This is a genomic window from Bradyrhizobium niftali (assembly GCF_004571025.1).
Classification (GTDB): Bacteria; Pseudomonadota; Alphaproteobacteria; order Rhizobiales; family Xanthobacteraceae; genus Bradyrhizobium; species Bradyrhizobium niftali.
In genome coordinates this window covers 14,174-30,501 of sequence record NZ_SPQT01000030.1, presented here as the reverse complement: position 1 = coordinate 30,501, position 16,328 = coordinate 14,174, and the positions used below count along the sequence as shown (strand labels likewise).

Below are 16,328 nucleotides of genomic sequence, written 5' to 3'. Positions count from 1 at the left end.
CTGCGCCTGCTTGTCAGCTATTGAAGATGCTTTCGAGCGGCAAATGGGACTTCACGATTGGCGATTTCAGCACGACAAAGCTGAAGTATTTGTCGATGCCGATATCCATCTCGACCAGGCGCTCCATGACCGCCTGGTATTCACTGATCCCTGCCGTGATGAACTTGACGAGATAGTCGTACCCGCCCGAAACGAGATGGCACTCGACTACGGAATCGATCTTTTCGATTGTCGTGAGAAAGCGCGCGAAATCGATCTGGCGATGATTCTTGAGGGTGATTTCGGCGAAGACAGTGAGAGTTTGGCCGAGCTTGGCAACGTCAATCTGGGCGGAATAGCCGGTGATGAAGCCTTCCGTCTGGAGCCTCTTCACGCGCATCAGGCACGGGCTCGGAGAAAGGTTGATCAGCTCTGCGAGCTCGACATTGGAAATCCGCCCGTTCTTCTGCAGTTCGCATAAAATCCTGATGTCGATCTTATCGAGCTTCATAGCAATGCCATGAGATGGGAGGCGTCAAGGCTTTGAGGCTTCTGCGTCATATGCATTGTCATAGCATCAACCAGCATTTTTTCCCACGGGGGCGGAAACCGGATTCTAGAAGTCGCTGACCTTGCCCCAGGCGCTCATTTTCAGCCGCTCCGGCCTGTAGGGGCGCGGGTCGACGATTGGCGCGCTGCCCGTAACGATGTCTGCGATCATATGCCCGGCGCCTGGGCCGATTCCGAAGCCGTGGCCGCTGAACCCTGCGGCCAGGATGAAACCTGGAATCGACTGAACTTCGCCGATTGCGGGGATGCCGTCTGGCGTGCTGTCGATGTAGCCGGCCCAGACACTCGAGATTTCGACGTGCTCAAGTTCCGGCAGCAGCTTGCAAGCTCGTCGATGCGTCGCCCGAATCTGCTTCGTGTCGGGGCGAGGATCGAGCGTGCGGTTCAGCTCCATCGGGGTAACCTCATCCAGCCCCCATTTAGCCAGGGTTTCATGGCCCTGCCGCAGCCCTTCGAAAGCCCCAGGGCTGAGACTTCGCCACCGGCGGGCGAACATGGGCAGGAATTCGCGGCCGAATCTGAATTGCTGCGGCGTGGGGTCAACTCGCGCGCGCCCGCTGATAGCGAGCGTGTATCCGCCATTGCCCCGCCGGGTGAGCGAGACGAGCCCGGTGTAAAGGGCATCAGGCAGGCCGGCGGCGCCAGGGGCCAAAGCGAGAATGGACTGGCGCACGGACGCTTGCGGAAAACGAATTCCCAACTGGTTGCAGAATGAGGAGGCCCACGCGCCTCCTGCCATGACCGCCGTTTTCGTCCGGATTGTGCCGGCTTCGGTCACCACGCCGTTGACCCGGCCGCCACTGAGCTCCAAGCCGCGCGCCGCGCATTGCTGGTGCACCGTCCCACCGGCCGTCATGATCGCACGCGCGGCGATGGGCACTGCCTTTGAGGTATCTGCCGTCCCGTCGGTGGGAGAGAAGACGCCACCTTTCCACTTACGACCCGTCGCCTTGCCTCGCTCGTTGGCTTCTTCGGCATCCAACATGTGCGTCGTAACGCCCACCGTTCTGGCGAAGTCTCGCCACTTGGCCCAGCCCTCCAGCTCACCTTCGTCGTTCGATAAATACAACAGGCCGCAGCGGCGGAAGCCGGTATCTTCACCGGTCTCATGGGCAACCTTCTCCCAGAGATCGAGGCTCTTGGTTGCAATCGGCAACTCGCGCGCGTCGCGGTTCTGTTGGCGGCACCATCCCCAGTTGCGGCTGGATTGTTCGGCGGCGACGCGGCCCTTTTCGAGCAAGGCGACTTTGAGGCCTCGACGCGCCAGGTAATAGCTCGTGAACACGCCGACCACCCCGCCGCCGATGACGACGACGTCTGCCTCTCGAGGCAGGGAGGGGCTGGATTCGATGTGCATGAGTGGCGGGTTCATGGGGCTGGGACTCCGATGCTTGCCGTATCGTATCCGAGCAGTTGCGGCAGGCGCGCTTCGGACTTTCGTGGTTGGGCGGAATTTCCTGCGGTTTACGGCTTGTGGTGCAGGCAGTTATTGCAAAGATATTTCGATTGTACGCCATCTCATAGACCGGAAGACTGACGGGTGCTCTCTGCAATTGGAGCTGCCTTTTCGTACCTGCAGGCAAACCTCGGCCGAACCTGCGCGCCTGCGGCCGCAGACCGAAATGCCAAATCGGGCTTCGTTTTTAGAACTTCATGCTGACTATCCGTCGCTTTTCGGCGACTCCGGGATGATTGAAGCAGTCAGAGTTGTGAGTACCGGATCAATGTCGATCAACGGCCAGAAATTCAAAAGGTGACGCGCGATGGGCCTTGTCAGGGAGGAGACCTTTGCCGAAGCGATCGAGCTGGGCGCCTATGGCAGCTTCTCAGACCTCGATTCATTGTTCGAGCGCTCCATTCGACTGATCGCCCGCGCTCAGCGACGCCTTTGGCCGTAGAGCAACCACCTCTGAATCATGTCGTATTCACCGCGCGGAGAATGGCAGAATGAGCGACGAGTTGTTGACCTGTCCGAGCGTAGCGGCGGTAAAAGAGGCCGAAGAGCCGATCCGCAACGGGATCATGGGACGCGCTTGAAAGGGGAGAATGTTCAGATGACCTCTGCCCCGCAACCTTTAGCCTCGCAAGATGTGGCACTCGCGGTCCATGACCTGACCGTGAGCTTGCCGGCGGGCATGGAGCGGGCGCACGCGGTCGAGAACGTCTCCTTTGAACTGAAGCGCGGACAGATTCTCTGCATCATAGGAGAATCCGGTTCTGGCAAATCTGTCACGGCCAATGCGATCATGGGGCTCTTGCCCAAGTCGATCCGCGTGTTTTCGGGAGAAATCCGTCTGGAAGGCATGGACCTCGTCGGACTCTCGCCGGAGAGTCTGCGCGACCTCCGTGGCCGTGTCGTCTCGATGATCTTCCAAGACCCGCTGTCCGCGCTCAATCCGCTGATGACAGTGGGCGCGCAGATCGAGGAAGTGATGGCGGCGCACGGTGCGGGAACGCCGAAATCTCGCCGTAGCCGCGCCATAGAATTGCTGACGGAGGTGGGCCTGCCGGATCCGCCGCTGATGTATCATCAGTATCCGTTCCGGCTCTCGGGCGGGCAGCGACAGCGGGTGATGATCGCCATGGCTCTGGCTCTCGAGCCTGCGATCCTGATAGCGGACGAGCCGACCACCGCACTCGACGTGACGACACAAGCGCAGATTCTGCAACTGATCCGCGACATTCAACGCCGCAAGGGAATGAGCGTGATGTTCATTACCCATGACTTCGGAGTTGTGGCTGAGATTGCCGATTCCGTTGTGGTGATGGAGAAGGGTCACTGCGTGGAGCAGGGGAGCGCCGAGCAGGTGCTGAAGTCCCCGAGCCATCTCTACACGCGCCGTCTGATCGCGGCCGTGCCGCATCTGACGGGAAAGGATCGCGTCCCGGCGGAAGCTGCGGCCTCGTCTTCCATCCTGAAGGTCGAATGTCTGGTCAAGACCTACCGCAGCGGCAGTGCGCTGTTCGGCAAGCAGCGGATCGTACCCGCGGTTAACGGCGTGTCGTTCGACCTTTCGCCGGGACGCACCCTGGGCGTGGTTGGAGAAAGCGGCTCCGGCAAATCCTCGCTCGGGCGATTGTTGATCAAGCTTCTCGACAGCGACAGCGGCTCTATCCTGTTCGAGGGAGGTGACGTTGCCCGGCTATCCGAAGCCGAGTTTCGGCCGATTCGGCCAAAGATCCAGATGATTTTTCAGGATCCATTTGCCTCGCTCAATCCGCGATCAACGGTCGGGCAAATACTGACGGTTGGTCCGATCGCGCATGGACTTCCACACAAGGACGCATGTGAGCAGGCACGAGAGCTCCTGGCCCATGTCGGCCTGGATGCGGGAACCTTCGATCGTTATCCCCACGAGTTCTCGGGTGGTCAACGTCAGCGCATTGGAATCGCTCGGGCGCTGATGTTCAAGCCGAAGCTGCTGATCGCTGACGAGGCCGTTTCAGCGCTCGACGTATCGATCCAGGCGCAGATTTTGAAGCTGTTGGACCAGATTCAGCGAGAGACCGGCGTATCGATGATTTTCATCACGCACGATCTGCGCGTGGCCAGCCAGATCTGCGATGAGATTGCGGTCATGCATCGAGGGCAGATCGTCGAGCACGGGCCGCCATCGCAGATCTTCCTGAACCCGACATCCGCCTACACACGGGAACTGGTCGCTGCCATCCCCGGCGAGCAGCAAAGCAACGCCCGCGCCATTGGAAGCCAATCGACATTGGCCGGACATAGCCACAAATGAGGAGGGGTCATGACTGAAGCAAAGACTGCATCGATCTATTCGCGACGTAGCGCACTCCAGTTGATGATTGCCGGGGTGGCTGGCCTCGCCGGATCAAATTTGCTGGGACAACCTGCCCTCGCGCGCACCTCTCCAGCGAAACCAACCGGCCGCGTGATCGTCGGGCTCGGACAAGAGCCGACCGTCTTCAATCCGCTGATGGTCCACATCGAAGTCGATGATGGCGTGCATTTCTCGGTCTTCGATGCGCTTTTCCGCATCGATCCTCAAGGCGTCATTCAGCCCAACCTTGCGGTGGAAGTGCCGGACCAGAAGAATGGCGGAATTTCGGAGGACGGCCTCAAGTGGCGCATTCGCCTGCGTGACGACGTTCGCTGGCACGACGGCACGCCTTTCAGCGCCGAGGACGTGAAGTTCACGCTCGAACTGATCACGAATCCAAATTTCCGGAGTTGGCGCACCGCCGGACATGCTCTCGTGCGCGACATCACCGTGATCTCACCGACGGAAATCTCATGGCGAATGGAAGAGCCCTTTGCGCCCTATTTGTCCTTCCTGACCGAAACCTTCATCGTCCCCAAGCACATCCTCGAGAAGGAGGCCAATCCGAACAACGCCGCCTTCAATCAGGCGCCGGTCGGCACCGGTCCGTTCAAGTGGGGCCAGCGGGTCCCCGGCGATCATCTCGAGCTTGTGGCTAACCCGAACTATTTCGGTGAAGGTCCTCACATCGAGAGGCTGGTCTTCAAATACATTCCCGATCTCACCGTCCTCTACACCCAATTCAAGAGCGGCGACGTTGATTTGGTGGGTCAGCCCTACATCACCCCTGACCACTACGGGGAAGCCAAGACGCTGCCGAACCGCGTCGTGACCCTCGTCCCAAGGACCTCATTCGAATCCTTCTACCTGAACCTCGAGCGGCCGCAGTTCAAGGAGCTTGCCGTTCGCGAGGCGCTCTACGCGGCGATCGATAAGGAGGCGATCATTCAGGGGCTCTATTACGGGGTGCCTACTCCGACAGAGACGTTCATGCCGCGGCAGTCCTTCTTTTTCAACGGCAATCTGCCCCTGCACCAATTTGACGTGAATCGCGCGGGCAAGATCCTCGATCAAGCCGGCTGGGCAAAGGGCGCGGACGGCATTCGTGCCAAGAACGGCGTTCGCCTGTCCTTTACCAATTCGACCACGTCCGGCGATCCCCTGCGCGAACAGGTGCAGCAGTTCCTGCAGCAAACGTTTGCGCAGCTGGGCGTCGAGATGAAGATATCGAACCTGCCCGCTGCCGTGATGTGGGGCGAGTTCTGGACGCAATCGCAATTCGATTCCGTGATCGTCGGCAGCTCGTATCTGATCGGCGCCGACCCGGACGTCACCAATCGCCTGCACTCGCGTTCGATCGCAGTGAAAGGCGGTCGCGGCTCGAACAATGCACAATATACAAATCCGGAAGTCGATGCCCTGCTCGACAAGGGCGCGCGCACTTTCGATTCTGAAGCCCGGCGCGCGATCTACTCTCGCGTCCAGGAACTCGTCCGTCGCGACCTACCCTTCCTTCCATTGTACCAGAGCAATGCGGTCGAAGGCCTCAAGAAGGGGATCAACGGTTTCGTGCCGAACGGCAATACGCGCACGGAATCCTGGAACGCGCTAGCCTGGTATTGGGCGAGCTGATGTGCTGCCGGCCGAGGCCGCTGTGGCCGAGGTCGGCGCTAGAGTGGTGCTGCAACGCCAACATGGTGCCTCGAATGTCCGGGTTCCTGCTCAATCGTCTCTCGCAGAGCGTCGTGCTGCTGGTGATCGTCTCGATCATCGGCTTCACGGTTCTCAACCTCATGCCGGGCGGTCCTCTCGCGCAGTTCGGGCTCGATCCGGGCATGACCCAGAAGGATGTGGAGCGACTGGCGACGCAGCTCGGGTTGAACCGGCCGCTATGGATACAGTATCTCGATTGGGCCTGGCGGCTGCTCCAGGGCGATTGGGGACACTCGTTCCGCGATGGCTCTTCGGTGCTGGCGGTGATTGGTCGACACTTGCTGGCGACGCTACTGCTTATGGGTACGTCCACCGCATTTGCGATCGCGGTCGGTGCCTGGATCGGAATCCGCGGCGCCACCCACCGCTATTCCCTGTTTGATTACTGCGCGACCGTCGGCGCCATGGTCGCCCTGTCGGTCCCGACTTTCTGGTTCGGCCTCATCGGCATCTACATCTTCACCCTGAAGCTCGGGTGGGTTCCTGCAGGTAACATGTACACGATCGGCGACGGCTCGGTTCTGGACTATCTGCATCACCTGATTTTGCCGAGCTTGGTGCTCTCGCTCGTTCACGTCGCGATCTGGAGCCGCTACATGCGCACGGCGACACTCGATGCATTGAGTCAGGATTTCGTCAAGACGGCGCGCGCCAAGGGTGTCAGCGAACGCCGCATTTTGCTGAAGCATGTCGTCGGCAATGCATTGCTGCCGATGATCACGCTGGCAGGGATGCAGCTGCCCAGCATTCTGACCGGCGCATTGGTCACGGAGACGGTGTTTACCTGGCCCGGAATGGGTCGGCTGTTTCTCGACAGTCTCGGTTACAGCGACTATCCCGTCGTGATGGGGCTGTTGATATTCTCGGCCATCCTAGTCGTGTTGGGCAACCTGATCGCAGACATCATCATCGCCACCGTCGACCCGCGTATTCGCCTGGGTTGAGCCCGCGGACTCGTGCCTGATAACAGGAGGCAGCAGAAATGACCGTCATCGCCGCGCACGCTACTCCGACTCGCTGGTGGCACAGCCGTGCGGCATACCGCTTCATGCGCCATCATCTGGCGCTCGCCGGGATCGCGATGATCAGCCTGCTCGTGCTGGCGTGCGTCATAGGCCCCTATGCCTTGCCGTACGACTCGCTCCATATTGATCTGCGCGCCCGCTTTGCTCCACCTCTCAGCGGTCAGCACTACTTCGGCACCGACCCCTTGGGACGTGACTTGGCCGCACGGCTCTTGATGGCCGGGCGCATCTCGCTGCTGGTGGGATTCTCCGCGATGTTGCTGTCAACGCTGATCGGCACCCTGGTCGGCGTCACGGCGGGCTATCGCGGTGGCTGGGTCGGGGCGGCGCTGATGCGAACCGTGGACGGCTTCCTGTCCTATCCCTCGATCTTCCTCGTGCTGGCGCTGGCCGCGACGCTGCGGCCGAGTCCCGTCATGATCACCGTCATCATTGCCGTCACGAGCTGGATGGAGACTGCCAGGATCGTCGAGGCCGAAGTCCGCTCGCTGCGCGAGCGCGAATTTGTCCAGGCTGCACGCATGGTGGGGCTCAGCGGGAAGCATATTATGTTCCGCGAGATCTTGCCCAATGCCATGGGTCCAATCATCGTCGCCGCCAGCCTGGCGGTCGCCCGCGCAATTCTGCTGGAAGCCTATATCAGCTTCCTCGGCTACGGCATCCAGCCGCCACTGCCCAGCTGGGGCAACATGCTCAACGGCGCCCAGCAATATCTGGCGAGCGCTCCATGGCTCGCCATCATTCCCGGTGCCGCGATCACGATCGCGGTGACGAGCTTCAACTTCATCGGCGACGGCCTCCGAGATGCCCTTGACGTTCGAGACGACCACATTTGACAGTTCGACCTGAATGCGATCCGCGCGCAACAGGGCACCCCGCAACGTATGAGAGCAAGCGCCATGCACGCGCCGCGAGTTGAAGACAAGGCGACACCCTACTGGTGGGAAGCCGCCCCGCTTACCCCGCTGCCTCAGCAGCCATTGCCCAGGAATCTCGACGTGCTGATCGTGGGCGCGGGCTATGCCGGACTTTCGGCTGGTCTGGTGCTCGCGCGCGAAGGGCGCTCGGTTGCAGCCTTTGATGCGATGGATCCGGGTGAAGGGGCCTCGACGCGCAACGGCGGAATCACCAGCGGAACGATTCGTCCGGATTACGCGACGCTTACGCGGCGGTTCGGCGAAGAGAAGGCGCTGGCGATCGAGGCCGAAGGCAAGGCCGCTCGCGAATTCCTGTACGATTTCATCAAGACGGAAGGTCTCGTCTGCGACTTCCAGCCGGTGGGGCAGTTCAAAGGCGCTTTCGGCTATGAACAATACGAAGCCATGGCGCGTACTGCGGATAGGCTCGCGAAGAAACTCGGGATAGAAGCTTATGCGGTTCCTTACGCCGAGCAGCGCAAGTACGTTGGTACGGATGTCTATCGCGGCGGCACGGTTCGGATGGACATCGGCGGGCTGCACCCTGCGAAGTTTCACTCCGAACTGCTACGCGTGGCACTCGCTTCGGAGTTGACCGTCCACGGACGAACACCGGTCATCTCAATCGACAGAGATGGCTCCGGTTTCCGCGTACTGACCGCGGCCGGCACGGTGCGGGCGCGTCAGGTGCTGGTCTGCACCAACGGTTACACCGATGCTGCCGTGCCCTTCCTGCGCCGCAGGCTGGTCCCGGTCCGCAGCCGGATCATTGCGACCGAGGAGCTCGCGCCTGACGTCATGGCGCGGCTGATGCCGAAACGCATGATGATCACCGAGAACCGGGAGGTCGGCTTCTATTACCGGCCCTCACCGGACGGCAGACGCATCTTGCTCGGCGGCCGCGACAGCTCCCGCGTCGGCGATCCCGCCGCTCCGAAGCTGCTTCTCCGCAAGGGCCTGATCAATCTGTTTCCGGAGTTGGAGGCCGTTCGCCTCTCGCACAGCTGGTTCGGCAATGTGGCCATGAACCGCGACATGATTCCGCGCATCTTCGAGAAGGACAGTGTCGTCTATGCCACCGGCTTCTGCGGGTCGGGCGTGGTCTGGGCGCCATGGGTCGGTATGCACGCGGCCCACAAGCTCATGGGACATGAGGAGCGGGCGCGCACGGCCTTTGACTTCCGGCCTCCGGCCTTCATCCCGTTCTATCGGGGTAATCCCTGGTTCATGCCAGCCTTCATCCAGGGTTACCGAATGCACGACCGGATCGCGATGTGGCGCGCCAGTCGGTGATAGCCGCCAGCACAGCGTGAATTCCAGAGGCACTGCCGCCTCCCGAAAGAAGACGAACCATGCATTACGTATCCACACGCGGTCATTCAGGCCGCAAGCAGTTCTGCGAGGCACTGCTTGAGGGCCTGGCCCAGGATGGTGGGCTGTATGTCCCTGAGACCTACCCTCGCGTGGATGACGCTACACTGGACGCGTGGCGCAGCCTGTCCTACCCCAGCCTGGCTTTCGAGATCCTGTCGCTCTACGTCAGCAATATTCCGCCCGTCGACCTGAAGGCAATCTGTGAAAAGACCTATACGCCCGAGGTCTTTGGAAGCCCCAAGATCTCGCCACTGCGAAAGCTCGAGAACGGTCTTTACCTCCAGGAATTGTCCAACGGTCCGACGCTGGCGTTCAAGGACATGGCTATGCAGTTGCTCGGCAATCTGCTCGAGTACGAGCTGGCGCGCCGGCATCAGGAATTGAACATTCTTGGCGCGACCAGCGGCGACACCGGCAGCGCCGCGGAATACGCCATGTGCGGAAAGAAGGGGGTGCGGGTCTTCATGCTGTCACCCCGTAGGCGGATGAGCGCCTTTCAACAAGCTCAGATGTTCAGCCTACAAGACGAAAACATCCACAACATCGCCATCGATGGTGTGTTCGACGACTGCCAGGACATCGTCAAGCGTGTGTCCGGCGATCTGGAATTCAAGCAGCGATACAAGATCGGTGCGGTGAATTCGATCAATTGGGCGAGGCTGCTGGCGCAGGTCGTCTATTACTTTTATGGGTATCTACAAGCGACCGAGGGGCGGTCGGCAGGTGCAAGCTTTACCGTGCCGTCAGGAAACTTCGGAAACATCTGCGCCGGTCACGTCGCGCGGATGATGGGACTTCCGATATCCCGCCTCGTCCTTGCGACCAACGAGAACGACGTGCTCGACGAGTTCTTCCGCACCGGCATCTATCGCGTGCGAAGCCGAACCGACACGCTTGAAACATCGAGCCCGTCAATGGACATTTCCAAGGCCTCTAATCTCGAGCGTTTCGTGTTCGACCTGCTCGGTCGCGACGCTGGTCGGACCAAACTACTGTTTGAGGATCAACTCAGGGAACGCGGGGCCTTCGATCTAAGCGAAGATCCCTGCTTCGCCGATGCGGCAGCCCGTTTCGGCTTCCGCAGCGGCAGGAGCACCCATGCCGATAGGCTGGCGACGATCCGTGATACGTGGGAGCGCTTTGACACCATGATCGACCCGCACACTGCCGATGGTGTGACGGTCGCGCATATGCACGGCTCCCCCGAGGAGCCGATGATCGTGCTCGAAACTGCACTGCCGATCAAATTCGCTGCGACGATCAGGGAAGCGTTGGGCCGCGAGCCGGATCGTCCAGAGCGTTTCGACGGCATCGAAGACTTGCCGAAACGGGTCAAGGTCCTCCCTGCGGACGCACAGGCGGTCAAGGACTACATCGCGCGCATTGTGCAGGCCTGCTGAGCGGACGAACCGGGAACTGCTGCGCCATGGCCGTTTTTACCGAATTGTCATTCGACGAGGTCGCCGCGTTCTTTCGAGCGCTGGGTCTTGGCGCGCCTCGTTCCGTTCGCGGCGTCACCAGCGGAATTGAGAACACGAACTATTTCGTCGATACGGATGGCGCAAGGTATGTGCTCACCTTGTTCGAGCGCCTCACATTCGAGCAGCTGCCGTTCTACCTGCACTTCATGAAGCATCTTGCGGTGCGCGGCATGCCCGTGCCGGATCCGGTTGCTGACACACATGGCGCGATCCTTCACTCTCTGAGGGAACGGCCCGCGGTGGTCGTCAACAGGCTTCCGGGTGTAAGCGAGGTGGAACCTACGGCCGCCCATTGCAGTTCCGTCGGGGAGTGCCTGGCGCGTCTGCACCTGGCCGGGAGCGACTACCCACGACAACAGTCAAATCGGCGTGGCCTTCAATGGTGGAACGAGGTCGTGTCGGTGCTCGGCCGCTACGTATCCGCCGGACAGCGCTCGCTGCTCTCGACTGAATTGGCGTTTCAGAACGAGCTCGCTTTGTCCTCGACCTATAGGCAACTCCCCAAGGGGCCGATTCACGCCGATCTCTTCCGCGACAACGCGTTGTTCGAGAAGGGGCGCCTGTCCGGTGTGATTGATTTCTATTTCGCCGGATGCGACACGTTCCTGTTCGATATAGCGGTGTGCCTCAACGATTGGTGCGTCGATGGCCTCACCCGCCGCCACAATATCGAGCGAGCCGCCGCTTTCCTGGGTGCTTATGAGAGCGCCCGGCCGCTGACGTCCTCCGAACACAGGCTGCTTCCTGCCATGCAGCGCGCTGCGGCATTCCGGTTTTGGCTGTCGCGCCTCTGGGATGTGCACCAGCCGCGGCGGGCTACGCTCCTCAAGCCACATGATCCCAGCCACTTCGAGCGCATCTTGCTCATGCTCCGGGGAGAGTTCGCATTATCATGATCGTTCAGTTTGCGACAGCGAGGATGGGGATACGATGGCGCCGACCCTAGAATACCGGGTTCGCGAGCTTCTTTCGCAAATTCAGGCGGAGGGCCTCTACAAGCGCGAGCGGGTGATCACTGGCGCGCAGGCGGGCCGGATCCGTGTGGTTTCGCAGTCCTCCGAGCGCGAGCTCGTCAATCTCTGCGCCAACAACTATCTGGGTCTCGCCGATCATCCCGAAATCATCGCAGCCGCAAAGCGAGGCCTGGATGAGTTCGGGTTTGGCATGGCATCCGTGCGCTTCATCTGCGGTACGCAAACCCTGCACCGCGAACTCGAGCGCATGATCGCTCGCTATCTGGACAAGGATGACGCCATCCTGTTCGCGGCCTGCTTTGACGCCAATGGCGGGGTCTTCGAGCCGCTTCTGGAGGCCGATGACGCCATCATTTCTGATTCTCTCAATCACGCTTCCATTATCGACGGCGTGCGTCTTTGCAAGGCGAGGCGCTACCGCTTTGCCAACGGCGACATAAACGAGCTCGAGGATCGGCTCAAGGAGGCGGACAGGGGCGGTGCCCGGTTCAAATTGATCGCCACGGACGGCGTGTTCTCGATGGACGGATATTTGGCCAAGCTCCCCGCCATTTGCGCCTTGGCCGAGAGGTACGGCGCCATCGTTATGGTCGATGACTGCCATGCCACCGGTCATGTCGGCGAAGCCGGCCGCGGCACGCCCACGCTGACAGGCACAAGCCGGCAGGTCGATATCGTCACGGGAACGCTCGGCAAGAGCCTGGGTGGTGCGATGGGCGGCTTTGTTGCGGCGTCGCAACCCATCATCGATCTGCTTCGACAGCGAGCGCGTCCATATCTCTTCTCCAATAGCCTCGCCCCGGCAGTGGCAGCGGGATCGATCAAGGCGATCCAGATCGCGGAAACAGCCGACGACCGGCGGCAGCTTCTTGCGGCGCATACGCGGCGCTTTCGGTCGGGCCTGGAGAAGGCCGGATTCGAGCTGCTCGCCGGAGAGACGCCAATCATTCCAGTCATGCTGCAGGACGCGCGCCTGGCGCAGGATATGGCAGCCGCGCTGGATGAACGCGGCATCTACGTCGCCGCGTTCTTCTATCCCGTTGTCGCCAAAGGAAAGGCGCGGATCAGGACACAGATGTCCGCCGCCCTGACGGAAAAGGACGTTGAACTGGCCGTCGACGCTTTCACCGACGCCGGCAAAGCGCTTGGCGTGATTTGATGTTTACAAAGGTGTTCTCATGAAAGCTCTTGTCAAAGCAGCCGCCGAACCCGGGCTCTGGCTTGACGAACGGGGGATTCCGCAGATCGGACCGGATGACGTTCTCATCAAGATCAACAAGACCGGGATCTGCGGCACGGATATCCACATCTACGCCTGGGATGAGTGGGCGCAGCGGACCGTCCCTGTCCCGATGGTCGTCGGCCATGAATATGCAGGCGAGGTCGCCGAGGTGGGCGCGAACGTCACGAAATTCGCGATTGGTCAGCGGGTTTCGGGTGAGGGCCATGTTGTCGGCATGAGCAGCCGCGCTGCGCGAGGGGGACGGTTTCACCTGGATCCTGAAACCAAGGGGATCGGTGTCAATATTCCCGGAGCTTTTGCCGAATATCTGCGTTTGCCCGCCTTCAATGTCGTGCCGCTCCCTGATGCGATCGATGACGAGATCGGGGCCATCCTCGATCCGCTCGGCAACGCCGTCCACACCGCGTTGTCGTTCGACCTCGTCGGGGAGGATGTGCTCATCACCGGAGCAGGCCCAATTGGCATCATGAGCGCCGCCGTTGCCAGGCATGTCGGTGCGAGGCACGTTGTGATTACCGACGTCAATCCGCATCGTTTGGCATTGGCATCTGACGTCGCCGACGTCGTTCCCGTCGACGTGAGCAAGGAAGATCTTCGGTCCGTGACGCAGCGTCTCGGCATGAAGGAAGGGTTCGATGTCGGGCTGGAGATGAGCGGTGCGCCGGCCGCATTCGACCAAATGGTCGAAAATCTGGTGATGGGCGGCAAGATCGCCATGCTTGGTATCCCTGCTGGGCCCGCGACCGTCGACTGGACCAAGCTTGTCTTCAAGATGCTCACCGTCAAGGGAATCTACGGGCGGGAGATGTTTGAGACCTGGCATAAGATGCTCGCAATGCTCGAAAGCGGCCTCGACATCCGTAAAATCATAACGCACCGCCTGCCCGTCACAGAATTCAAGGCCGGATTTGAGATCATGCGCACCGGCAAGTGCGGCAAGATTGTCCTGGACTGGAAGGCGTGAATACGCCCTCCGGCACGCCACATGCCGCGGGACAGCAGATTGATGCTGCTGCCGCACCATCAATGAAATTGTATGCCGAACTTTGCGCCAGTCCGATTGCGTAATGTTGTCGGGCGCAACGTACGCTGCAGAGGATGCGGGGATCATCAGGTGGCCCTCGCCCTGTTAGGCACTACCGGTTAGGCCGACACCGCGACCAAGAGACGTTGAATCATGATGACCACCGCAGCTTACCAGGCCGGAGAACGCGACAGTGAAGTCGCGGTGCTGGTTCCTTTCGCCAGAGCGCATCTGGAAGGCGCCCTGAAGCTTTCGCAGGAGATGTCCTGGCCCTATCGACTCGAGGATTGGGATATCGCGCTGCAGTTGGGAAAAGGCTTTGTTCTGGAGCGCGCTGGGACGGTGATCGGGACAGCGGCGTGGTGGCCGTACGGCGAGACTCACGCTTCCGCCGGGATGATCATCGTCGCAAAGGCCGCGCAGGGCCGCGGCTATGGGGCCCAGCTCATGGATGCCTTGCTGACGTCCGCGCGCCCACGGACCATCGCGCTGAATTCGACGGCCGAAGGCATCACGCTTTATCGCCGCCGCGGCTTTGTGCCGACCGGGATCATCCATCAGCATCAGGGAATTCCACGCCAAAGCCACGAGACGCCGCGATCGGGCCTCCTCAGACCGATGGCCGCATCGGAGTTCGAAGCGATCGCGCGGCTCGATCGCACTGCTACCGGGTTGGAGCGGCGGCAGTTGCTGAATGGGCTGTTCGATAGCGGTGACGGTTATGTCCTGCTGCGTGACGGCATACTTTGCGGCTACGCCATCTCTCGGCTCTTCGGCCGCGGGTATGTCATCGGCCCCGTGGTGGCCGAGAGCCCGACCGATGCACGCGCGCTGATCGAATTCGCGATCGCGCGGCTCGGGCCTGTCTTCGTCCGGATCGATACTCCTGCCTCCTCGCAACTCGGGGAATGGCTCGAAAGCATCGACCTGCAGCAGGTCAGTGATGCCACCACCATGGTGCTGGGGACGCCGGCTCCATGGACCGGACCGGCCCGCATGTTCGGGCTCGCCAACCAGTCATTCGGCTAAGGAGACATCGGGATGCTGCGCGTGGAGATGGACAGGGCGGATATCCCAAATGTCGGTCCGGGCGAGCCCGCCGCAACGATTGGCGCGCTGGCAACACCGGCGCTCCTCCTCGACAAGGACCGGCTGGATCGCAATCTCGCGCGCCTGTCCTCTCTTATGGGCCGGCAAGGCGTCGTGCTGCGTCCCCATATGAAGACGGCGAAATCCATTGACGTCGCCCAACGCATCTATCCATCGGGGGCGGGACCAATCACTGTCTCAACCTTGGCGGAGGCGGAGTACTTCGCGCAGCATGGATTCCGGGACATCACCTATGCCGTGGGTCTGGCGCCCCACACAGCTGAAAGAGCGATGCGTCTGCGGAAAGCAGGCGTCGACCTCAAGGTGCTGCTCGATTCGCGGGAGCAGGCGATCATCCTCGGCGCGGCCGCTCGTGCCGCCGGCGTGACGCCGTCTGCTTTCATCGAAATCGACTGCGATGGTCACCGTGGCGGGCTGACCGCTGAGGATTCCAAGCTCATCGCCGTCGCGGCCGCCGTTGCCGAGGCCGGCGTCAAGATCGCGGGCATTCTCACCCATGCCGGCGAATCCTACGGTCTCTGCGCGCCTGAAACCCTCGAGGCGGCTGCGGAGAACGAAAGGGCCGTGGCCGTCGCTGCGGCGGCGAGGTTGCGCGCGGCGGGGCATGAGTGCCCTGTCGTCAGCGTCGGCTCGACGCCGACCGCCCATTTTGCCGAAGACCTGACCGGCGTCACGGAAATGCGGGCCGGCGTCTACATGTTCCTTGATCTGGTGATGCACGGTGTCGGTGTCTGCACCACCGACGACATCGCGATCTCGGTGCTTGCCACCGTGATCGGCAAGAAGCCCGAGAAGAGTTGGATTTTGGTCGATGCAGGTTGGATGGCGCTGTCGCGCGACCGCGGCACCGCGACGCAGCGGGTCGACCAGGGATACGGTCTAGTCTGCGATGTGGCCGGCAAGATTTATCCCAACCTGATCGTTTCGCAAGCGAGCCAGGAGCACGGCATCCTCGCCATCAGGCCCGGCTCGACGCAGGCTTTGCCCGACCTTTCGATCGGCGCGAAGGTCAGGATTCTCCCCAATCACGCCTGTGCGACGGCGTCGCAACACGAATGGTACAACGTCATCTCGGCCGGCAGCGACGCGATCGAAGCACGATGGCCCCGGATGCGCGGCTGGTAGGCCGCCGA

General features: G+C 61.2%; 14 protein-coding genes. 12 read left to right on the top strand and 2 right to left on the bottom strand.

Annotated elements, in window-relative coordinates; all coding sequences use genetic code 11:
- Positions 1 to 13 precede the first annotated feature (13 nt).
- Positions 14 to 490, bottom strand: a complete 477-nt coding sequence (locus E4K65_RS36750) for an Lrp/AsnC family transcriptional regulator (protein ID WP_092295381.1) — start codon at positions 488 to 490, stop codon at positions 14 to 16.
- Between the two features lie 105 nt (positions 491 to 595).
- Complete coding sequence (locus tag E4K65_RS36745; RefSeq protein ID WP_135178256.1) at positions 596 to 1,921, bottom strand: NAD(P)/FAD-dependent oxidoreductase; 1,326 nt, start codon at positions 1,919 to 1,921, stop codon at positions 596 to 598.
- Between the two features lie 391 nt (positions 1,922 to 2,312).
- Between E4K65_RS36745 and E4K65_RS49585 the strand changes: the two genes are divergently transcribed.
- From E4K65_RS49585 to E4K65_RS36690, 12 genes are all read left to right on the top strand, one after another.
- Positions 2,313 to 2,447 (top strand): hypothetical protein, encoded by a 135-nt coding sequence (locus tag E4K65_RS49585; protein ID WP_283813918.1) that lies wholly within the window; start codon positions 2,313 to 2,315, stop codon positions 2,445 to 2,447.
- A 156-nt stretch (positions 2,448 to 2,603) separates the two neighbouring features.
- The gene (locus E4K65_RS36740; protein ID WP_135178255.1) at positions 2,604 to 4,292 is read left to right on the top strand and encodes an ABC transporter ATP-binding protein; all 1,689 of its coding nucleotides are present in this window, start codon (positions 2,604 to 2,606) and stop codon (positions 4,290 to 4,292) included.
- Between the two features lie 9 nt (positions 4,293 to 4,301).
- Positions 4,302 to 5,966 carry a peptide ABC transporter substrate-binding protein gene (locus tag E4K65_RS36735; protein ID WP_135178254.1) on the top strand — a complete coding sequence of 555 codons (1,665 nt, stop codon included), beginning with the start codon at positions 4,302 to 4,304 and terminating at the stop codon, positions 5,964 to 5,966.
- A gap of 74 nt (positions 5,967 to 6,040) precedes the next feature.
- Entirely contained in the window at positions 6,041 to 6,991 is a 951-nt protein-coding gene (locus E4K65_RS36730) for an ABC transporter permease (RefSeq protein ID WP_135178253.1), read from the top strand.
- 38 nt (positions 6,992 to 7,029) lie between these two features.
- Positions 7,030 to 7,908, top strand: a complete 879-nt coding sequence (locus E4K65_RS36725) for an ABC transporter permease (protein ID WP_110116970.1) — start codon at positions 7,030 to 7,032, stop codon at positions 7,906 to 7,908.
- 63 nt (positions 7,909 to 7,971) lie between these two features.
- Complete coding sequence (locus tag E4K65_RS36720) at positions 7,972 to 9,282, top strand: NAD(P)/FAD-dependent oxidoreductase (protein ID WP_135178252.1); 1,311 nt, start codon at positions 7,972 to 7,974, stop codon at positions 9,280 to 9,282.
- Between the two features lie 59 nt (positions 9,283 to 9,341).
- A complete protein-coding gene (gene thrC / locus E4K65_RS36715; protein WP_135178251.1) occupies positions 9,342 to 10,763 on the top strand; it encodes a threonine synthase in 1,422 nt (473 codons plus the stop codon).
- A gap of 26 nt (positions 10,764 to 10,789) precedes the next feature.
- Entirely contained in the window at positions 10,790 to 11,740 is a 951-nt protein-coding gene (locus E4K65_RS36710; protein WP_135178250.1) for a homoserine kinase, read from the top strand.
- A 34-nt stretch (positions 11,741 to 11,774) separates the two neighbouring features.
- Positions 11,775 to 12,977 (top strand): glycine C-acetyltransferase, encoded by a 1,203-nt coding sequence (locus E4K65_RS36705; RefSeq protein WP_135178249.1) that lies wholly within the window; start codon positions 11,775 to 11,777, stop codon positions 12,975 to 12,977.
- Positions 12,978 to 12,996: 19 nt separating this feature from the next.
- Positions 12,997 to 14,025: an L-threonine 3-dehydrogenase gene (tdh, locus tag E4K65_RS36700; RefSeq protein ID WP_135178248.1), complete on the top strand. Its 1,029-nt coding sequence runs from the start codon at positions 12,997 to 12,999 to the stop codon at positions 14,023 to 14,025.
- Positions 14,026 to 14,238: 213 nt separating this feature from the next.
- Positions 14,239 to 15,114, top strand: a complete 876-nt coding sequence (locus E4K65_RS36695; RefSeq protein ID WP_135178247.1) for a GNAT family N-acetyltransferase — start codon at positions 14,239 to 14,241, stop codon at positions 15,112 to 15,114.
- A 12-nt stretch (positions 15,115 to 15,126) separates the two neighbouring features.
- On the top strand, positions 15,127 to 16,320 hold the full coding sequence (locus E4K65_RS36690; RefSeq protein WP_235885885.1) for an alanine racemase: 1,194 nt from the start codon (positions 15,127 to 15,129) through the stop codon (positions 16,318 to 16,320).
- The last annotated feature ends 8 nt before the right edge of the window (positions 16,321 to 16,328 follow it).